Annotated in this window: 5 protein-coding genes and 1 pseudogene; 1 reads left to right on the top strand and 5 read right to left on the bottom strand. The window is 29.6% G+C overall.

The features are described 5' to 3' along the window. A pseudogene (locus HMPREF2953_RS11070) lies at positions 1 to 262 on the top strand (IS3 family transposase); the annotation flags it as partial. Positions 263 to 326: 64 nt separating this feature from the next. Here HMPREF2953_RS11070 and sbcC read toward each other — a convergent pair. The 5 genes from sbcC to tkt form a co-directional block, all read right to left on the bottom strand. Next, complete coding sequence (gene sbcC, locus HMPREF2953_RS07405; protein WP_070672640.1) at positions 327 to 3,362, bottom strand: exonuclease subunit SbcC; 3,036 nt, start codon at positions 3,360 to 3,362, stop codon at positions 327 to 329. 1 nt (position 3,363) lies between these two features. Next, positions 3,364 to 4,488, bottom strand: coding sequence for an exonuclease subunit SbcD (gene sbcD / locus HMPREF2953_RS07400; protein WP_070672638.1), 1,125 nt, complete (start codon positions 4,486 to 4,488; stop codon positions 3,364 to 3,366). A gap of 160 nt (positions 4,489 to 4,648) precedes the next feature. Next, positions 4,649 to 5,116: a CcdC family protein gene (locus tag HMPREF2953_RS07395; protein ID WP_049336344.1), complete on the bottom strand. Its 468-nt coding sequence runs from the start codon at positions 5,114 to 5,116 to the stop codon at positions 4,649 to 4,651. A gap of 132 nt (positions 5,117 to 5,248) precedes the next feature. Continuing rightward, the gene (locus HMPREF2953_RS07390; RefSeq protein ID WP_037541068.1) at positions 5,249 to 5,491 is read right to left on the bottom strand and encodes a YneF family protein; all 243 of its coding nucleotides are present in this window, start codon (positions 5,489 to 5,491) and stop codon (positions 5,249 to 5,251) included. A gap of 231 nt (positions 5,492 to 5,722) precedes the next feature. Beyond that, the gene (tkt, locus tag HMPREF2953_RS07385; protein ID WP_049336346.1) at positions 5,723 to 7,711 is read right to left on the bottom strand and encodes a transketolase; all 1,989 of its coding nucleotides are present in this window, start codon (positions 7,709 to 7,711) and stop codon (positions 5,723 to 5,725) included. Positions 7,712 to 7,780: the final 69 nt, after the last annotated feature.

Below are 7,780 nucleotides of genomic sequence, written 5' to 3'. Positions count from 1 at the left end.
TTATGCTTATTATCAATGATGCGAAGAAAAAGGCATTATCAGAAGTATGTCCCGAAAGGGAACACCTGCCGATAACGCCCCGATAGAAAGTTTTCATTCCTCGCTAAAGTCTGAAACTTTTTACATCAATAATCAGCTTAATAGCTCTAATCATATTGTAATAGATATTGTCGAAAAATACATTAAAAACTATATTAATAATCGAATTCAACAAAAACTAGGCTACTTATCCCCTGTAAAATACAGAGAATTAGCAGCCTAGAACATAGTGTTTTTATTAAGTTCCCATTTTAAGGGTTCAGTGCCAATATTCCAATGGTTTTTTGTTATTTCCATTTAAATCTTGTGTAACTTTGATACTGATTTGTATTTACTTCAAGTATTAATGGAATTCGTTGTTTTAATTCACTCACATGAGAGATAATTCCTACCATCCGTCCAGATGTTTTTAAATTTAATAATGTATCAAGAGATGTTTCTAAAGTTTCTTGATCAAGTGTGCCGAATCCTTCATCGATAAACATTGATTCTAACGTAATACCTCCAGATTCTTGTTGTACGACTTCACTTAATCCTAATGCTAGAGCCAGGGATGCTTGAAACGTTTCTCCCCCTGATAATGAACTAATATGTCTTGACTTATTAGAATATAAATCAAATATATCGATTTCTAATCCACTATATCCTTGTGATATTGATTCTCTTCGTTTAAGTTGGTATCTTCGCCCGCTCATTATATCTAATCTAATATTTGCTTGATGTATAATTCTTTCTAAATAATAAATTAATACATAGTTTTCAAGCGATAATTTTTGATGATTCTTTCCAGATAAAACCTCAGATAAATTAAAAATTTGTTGCTGCTCTTTTAACTCTTCATCTAAATAGTGAATATGTTTTTCTATTTTTGCAAATTTTTCATCATTCTTCTTAATTTTATATTGTATTGATACAACCTCATTAACATACTGATTATATTTTTCTTCGATATGTTCTTTTTGCATTTCAAGATTAGATATATCTTCAAGTTCTTTTTCACTTGTAAGGCGTGTTAATCGTTCTATTTCAACGTTATATTTATGTTGTTCCTTATCGAATTGATTAATTCTTTTCTCAATATGTTCTTTATTTTGAAGTTCCTGCTTTAATTTTTTTATTTCATCTTCATTTTCTAAACCTAATCGTTTCATTTCTTTTCGGATAGTTGTTGCAAAATAATCTAATTCTTTTTGTAGTTCTTTACTCGTAGCTAAATAATTATCAACACTATTATTTTCTATAGCTAGCGCATTTTGATATGATTGCATGTTTTTATTAGTATCATCAACATGTTGATGATATTCATCAATCTCTTTTCGAAGACTTAAGTAATAATTTTTAAAAGTTTCAATACTTGAATATCCTGTACTTATTTCAAAATCTTGAATTAAAGTTTGATTCTGACGTTTTTGAGAAGCTAATTTCTCTAATTTAAGTTCTTGCTGATGCTTCTCTTGCTGTAATGCATGAAATTTTTGTTGTAATTTATCTAACTCTTCTAATTGTTGTTGTAATTGTATTTTTTCAGACTTTGCACTTTGTAACTTTTCTTTGATTTGGTCTAAATTAATCGATTTATACTCTATCTCTCCTAAATCTGATATGTTTTGAGAAAGTAATTCACACGTCGTTTCGCTTTTACTTAAATGCTGTTTTTTTTCATTAATTTCATTAGAAAGTTTATCAAGTAATTGATGATTTTGATTAATAGTTTCAAAATCAATATGCTGATTTAAAGATTCAATTTCATTTCCACATATTGGACATGTATCGCCAATACGTAACGCTGATTGTATTTCAATAATAAAGGTTTGTTTATCATTTAAATCAATATTACGTTTATCAATGATTTCTAACTGTTGATTAAGTGTATCAATGTCATTTTTTAAATTTTGTACCTCTTTTGAATGTTGATGATATTGTCGTTTTAGGGAAACTTGTTTTTCATACTTATCTTTTAAATTCTGTTGTTCATCTAATTGTTTTTGTAATTGATATATTTGTTCAGTTAGCTCATCAATAGCTTTATTATCCACTTTATAGCTATCAATAGATTTACTCATTTTATGTTCTTTATTAATTAACTGCTCTTGCTCTTTCATCATTTCATTATAATTATGAATAATATGTTCTTGCTCTTCAAATGCTTGTTGATATTTATCCAATTGATGATAAAAAGGCTTCGATTGTTCTAAATTCTCACTTTTTAAGTGGTATGAGTCACTCATCTTGTTTAATTGTTTATGTTCTTTTTCAAGTATACTTATTTTATTATTTATTTGCGATATTTTATTTTCAGTCTCTATTATTTTGGTTTTTATTATTTGATACTTTTCTTCTTTCAAACGTTGTTGATCATATAAATTAAATAGCATACCAGTATCTTTTAATCGATTTAATTTTACTTTTAACGCTTGTATGTCTTCAATCTGTTCATCTAATTGATGTTTTAATTGATGATATTCTTCTAATTCAATCAGTTGTTGTTCTAACTTTTTATTTAAATCAATGCGTTTTATTATAGAATGTAATTGTTCTTTTTGCTCATTTTTTATGTGCAATCTTTGTTCTTCAAGTTGATGACCTATCGTTTTGAAGTTGGGAATAGTCTGTATTAATTCTTGAGTTTTTATATGATGAATTTGTTTCAATTGAATTAATTGCTCATCATCAAATGTGTCAATATCTTCCCATAGTAATTTAATTTGATCATATCTTTTTTCAATTTGTTTTTTCTCTTCTTTCATTTCATTTTTGAGCAAATTTTGAATTTCCTCAAAACGTATACTATTAAATAAAGTTCTTAATATCCCCTGTTTATCTGTACTATTGGATACTAAAAATTTTTTAAATTCACCTTGTGGAAGAATAAATAACTGTCTAAATTGTTCAGCATTAACACCTAGTAATGATTTAATATATTGATTTCCAGCGCTGATTTTACTTTCTCTTAATTCATATGTTTCACTTTTAGAATCATATTCATACACATCTAGTTTTCCTGGTGTTTGACTAGTGTTTCCCTCTTTAGTAAAAGCGCCTTGACGAATAATTTTGAAATATTTTTCATTGAGTTGAAATTCATATTCAACCCACATAGGAGATTTTGCCTCTGCAAAATGACTTCTTAATCCCGCTTCACTTCTGCCTTCTGTAGAAGCTTTTCCAAATAACGAAAATACAATTGCATCAAATATCATGGTTTTTCCCGAACCAGTTTTACCACTAATTAAAAAAAGTTGATCGTTTTTAATTTGAGTAAAATCAATCATTTCATGTAAGAATGGGCCAAAATTATTTAACGTTAATTTTATTGGTTTCATTTTAGACCTCCTTATTCGATACCAAAGTGATTAAATTATTTATTTTTTCTTCCTGATACTTTGTCATCTCATTATCTGTAATCATCTTATAAAATTGCTTAATAATAGTTTGATCGTCTTGTTGTTGTATTTGTGTCTGATGTAAAGGTCCCTCATTTTCAAAAGTAATATTGCTAAGCGCAAGAGTATTAGGGAATAGTTGTTTTAAATGAATCATTGGATCACTAATATGCGACATATTTTTAAGTTTGAAATGTATATAATTATCTTTATTTTTAGGTTGAATATGTCCTTGAATCACTTCATCATATTCGCCCTCCACCACTTCAAGTTCTCTTAAAGGTTTAAGTTGCACAAATGATGTTGATAGTTCATTTTTATCTTGAACCACCAAACGTTTATATCCCTTAGGCTGGTTTATTTCTGAAAATGAATATTGTAACAGTGAACCAGAATAATCAATAATGTCATCTTTAATACTAAATGGATGATGTAAATGTCCTAATAACACTTTATCAAATACGTTAAAACATGATTTAGTAACACTTTCAACAGTCCCAATTGTTAAAGGTCTTTCTGAATCCGAAGTTTTTCCTCCATTTATCGTTAAGTGACCAATTAAAATATTTATTTTCTCTTTATTCAAATTTTCTGCTATATAATTAATACATTTTTCTGTTGCTTGTTGATACGTTTGAATAGAAGCATCTTTAAAAAATTCTTTTACTTCACTAATAGTAGCAAATGGAAGTACATAAAAATGTACATCATTAAATACGATAGGTTGATTCATATGTTTTAATTTTGTACGAATAAAGAGTTTGGAATGTTCAAACCATGAAGCCCCATAATTCAATCGTTCTTTACCATCGTGATTACCATTAGAAATAATCATAGGGATATTCATATCTATATTAATAGTATGAATAGCATTTTCAAAAAGATGAATAGTTTCTTTACTTGGATAAGTTGTATCATAAATATCCCCAGAAATCACAACTACATCAGGGTTCTCATCTTTTAAACATTGGATAAATTGTTCTAAAATAAATGATTGGTCTTCAAGAAATTGTTTTCCGTTAAGTATCTTTCCTAAATGCCAATCTCCAGTATGTATAATTTTCATAACATTCCCCTTACTTTTTAAAGAATTATAATTTAATTTTAAAAAAGAGCGAGATTGAATTCTCAATGAACTCACATACTCGCTCTAAACTTCAATTCAATTTAATATCAAAAAATAATATTTTATTTAATTTTAGATAAGCTAATATTATTAATCTCTATTATGAGACTAAAGATTTTTTAACGTTTTTATATTTATATAACATAGCTAAACGCCAAGGAACAATCATACTAAATGCCAATAAAAAGAACATGCCTCCGATTTCTCCTGGATCAATAGAGCTACTAATAAATATTTTTATGATTGTTCTAATAATTAAAAGCGAAATTAAAATGATTGGAAACGCTTTTGATCGTTTCATATATACCTCAGCACCTTGAACTTCAAAATGACTTGTCCAGATAAGTACAGACGAAAATATCACACCTAAAATGATAGATTCTAAAATTTCAGCCCCAGTTAATCTAAAATATGGAATGACATACATCAAAGCACCTGTCGACATAAAGATAGGAGGTAAAATAATTTTCTTTTCATTTACAGGGAACTTTTGTGCTTTCATACGAATAACTATGACAACAATCCCCATAAACAATGCAAATACTATGGAAAAAATTAAATATGCCAAATTTACACCTTCTTATATTCACATAACTAAAAGTTTAATACTATTATAATTCTTAAATACTCCAACTAAAAATGTTTTACAACAAAAACAAAGGATTGTAAACCCTTATGGCATACAATCCTTTAATAACTATTATTTTTTTGAACTCTTCATGTTTTGATCCATGTTTTTGTTCATCATCGTCATCATTTGATTGATTTTCTTTTGAGACGGTTTTTGTCCCATTTGCATCATCATCATACGTAACATTTCTTCATTGATAGGTGGGTTTTTTTTCAAATAGTCCATCATATATTTTCTTGCTAAGAAGAAACCACCAACTAGTCCGATGATAAGTGCTACAATGATTAATAAAATTGCTAACCAAGTTGCCATTGTTTCACCCACTTTCTATATCCTACTGAATTTTACTAAATAACTATCTTGATTTCAAGAGTTAGTTTTAGAATAACACCACTTCGTTTTTATATTAACAAACTGTTTAACACGAATACTAATATTTATAAATAACTTCATATAAAGTACTATTCATAAAATAAAAAAGAGCAGGAAAGAACTCATTTTGAATTCATTTCCCGCCCTCTCTATGTTGACTAAATCATAATATTAAAAAGTGCGAATTTGATTTAAAATATTTTCTTTAGTAAAGCCATATTTTTCAACAACTAAGTCTCCTGGTGCACTTGCACCAAAACCATCGATTCCAATTACTTTACCTTCAGTGCCTACATATTTATGCCAACCGAGTGGTGAAGCCATTTCAATTGCAACACGTTTAGTTAATTCTTTTGGAATAACTGATTCTTTATACTCGTCTGATTGTTGCTCAAAAGCGAACCAGTTTGGCATAGAAACTACTCTTACACCTTTGCCTTGTTTATCTAAATCTTTAGCTGTTTCAATAGCTAAGCTTACTTCTGAGCCAGTTGCTAACAATAGATATTCAGGTTTAGTTTCAGTTTCAAATACAATATATGCACCTTTTCGTACGCCTTCTTCAACCGTTTCTTCATCTACATCTAAATAAGGAAGGTTTTGACGAGTTAAAACTAGAGATGTTGGTGTTTGTTTAGATTCTAATGCAACTTCCCATGCTACTCTTGTTTCATTACCGTCTGCTGGACGAATGACGTTCATATTTGGAATAGCTCTTAAACCTGCTAACTGTTCGATAGGTTCGTGTGTTGGACCATCTTCACCTACAGCAATTGAATCATGTGTAAAGATAAATGTTGCATTCAATCCCATAATTGCAGATAAGCGTAATGCTGGTTTTAAGTAATCGCTAAATACGAAGAATGTAGCACCATAAGGATGTAAACCTCCATGTGCTGCCATACCGTTTACTGCAGCACCCATAGCAAACTCTCTTACACCAAACCAAACATTTTTACCTTCTGGAGTATTAGGATTGTAATCTGTAGCTTCTTTAACATTTGATTTATTAGATCCTGCTAAATCTGCAGAACCACCAAAGAATGAAGGAACAGATTTACTAATTGCTTGAATGATTTCTCCAGAATCTGCACGAGTAGCTGCATTATGGTCACTACTGAATTTTGGTAATTCATCTTTATAATTTTCAGGTAATTTACCACTGATTGCCAATTTAAACTCTTCAGCTAATTCTGGATATTTTTCTGTATATGTTTCTAATTTTTCTTTCCACTCATCTTCATGCTCATTTGCACGTTTTAACATTGTTGTTTGGAAGATTTCATATACTTCTTCTGGAACATTGAAACGTTTTTCTGGATCTAATCCATATGCTTCAAATGTAAGTTTTCTTTCATCAGTACCAAGTGGCGCTCCGTGAACACCATTTGTACCGCTAACATTTGGCGCGCCGTAACCAATAATTGTTTTAACTTCAATTAACGTAGGACCACTTTGCTGTTTAGCTTTAGTAATCGCATTATCAATTTCTTCTAAATTGTTGCCATCTTTTACTAAAATATGGTTCCATCCATAACTTTCAAAACGTTGTTTTACATCTTCTGAGAAAGATTTGTTAAGTTCACCATCAAGTGAAATATCATTTGAATCGTATAATACAATAAGTTTATCTAATTGATTATGACCAGCAAATGAAGCTGCTTCATGAGAAATACCTTCCATTAAATCTCCATCTGAAGCCAACACGTAAGTATAATGATCTACAACGTTAATATCACCTTTATTAAATTTACCACCTAAATGAGCTTCAGCTAAAGCCATTCCTACAGACATAGCAAATCCTTGTCCTAATGGACCTGTTGTAACTTCAACACCATCTGTATGACGAAACTCAGGATGTCCAGGTGTTTTAGAACCCCATTGTCTGAACTGCTTTAATTCTTCTAATTCTAAGCTTCCAGAGACATGTAATAAACTATATAGTAAAGCAGAACCATGACCTGCAGATAATATAAATCTATCTCTGTTAAAGTAATCTTTAGATTGTGGATTAAAGTTTAAGTGGCGAGTCCAAAGCGTGTAGGCCATTGGTGCAGCTCCCATAGGCAGACCAGGATGACCAGAATTTGCTTCTTCAATTGCATCAATACTTAATGCACGTATAGTATCAATAGCTAATTGGTCTTTTTCATTAAACATCTTACATACTTCCCTTCTAGAATTAATCATCTTTTTTATATTATAACTTAAAAATATAGTAAATGATAA

The sequence above is a fragment of the Staphylococcus sp. HMSC072E01 genome, assembly GCF_001814125.1.
GTDB lineage: Bacteria > Bacillota > Bacilli > Staphylococcales > Staphylococcaceae > Staphylococcus > Staphylococcus hominis.
This window is presented reverse-complemented; position numbering and strand designations above follow the sequence as displayed.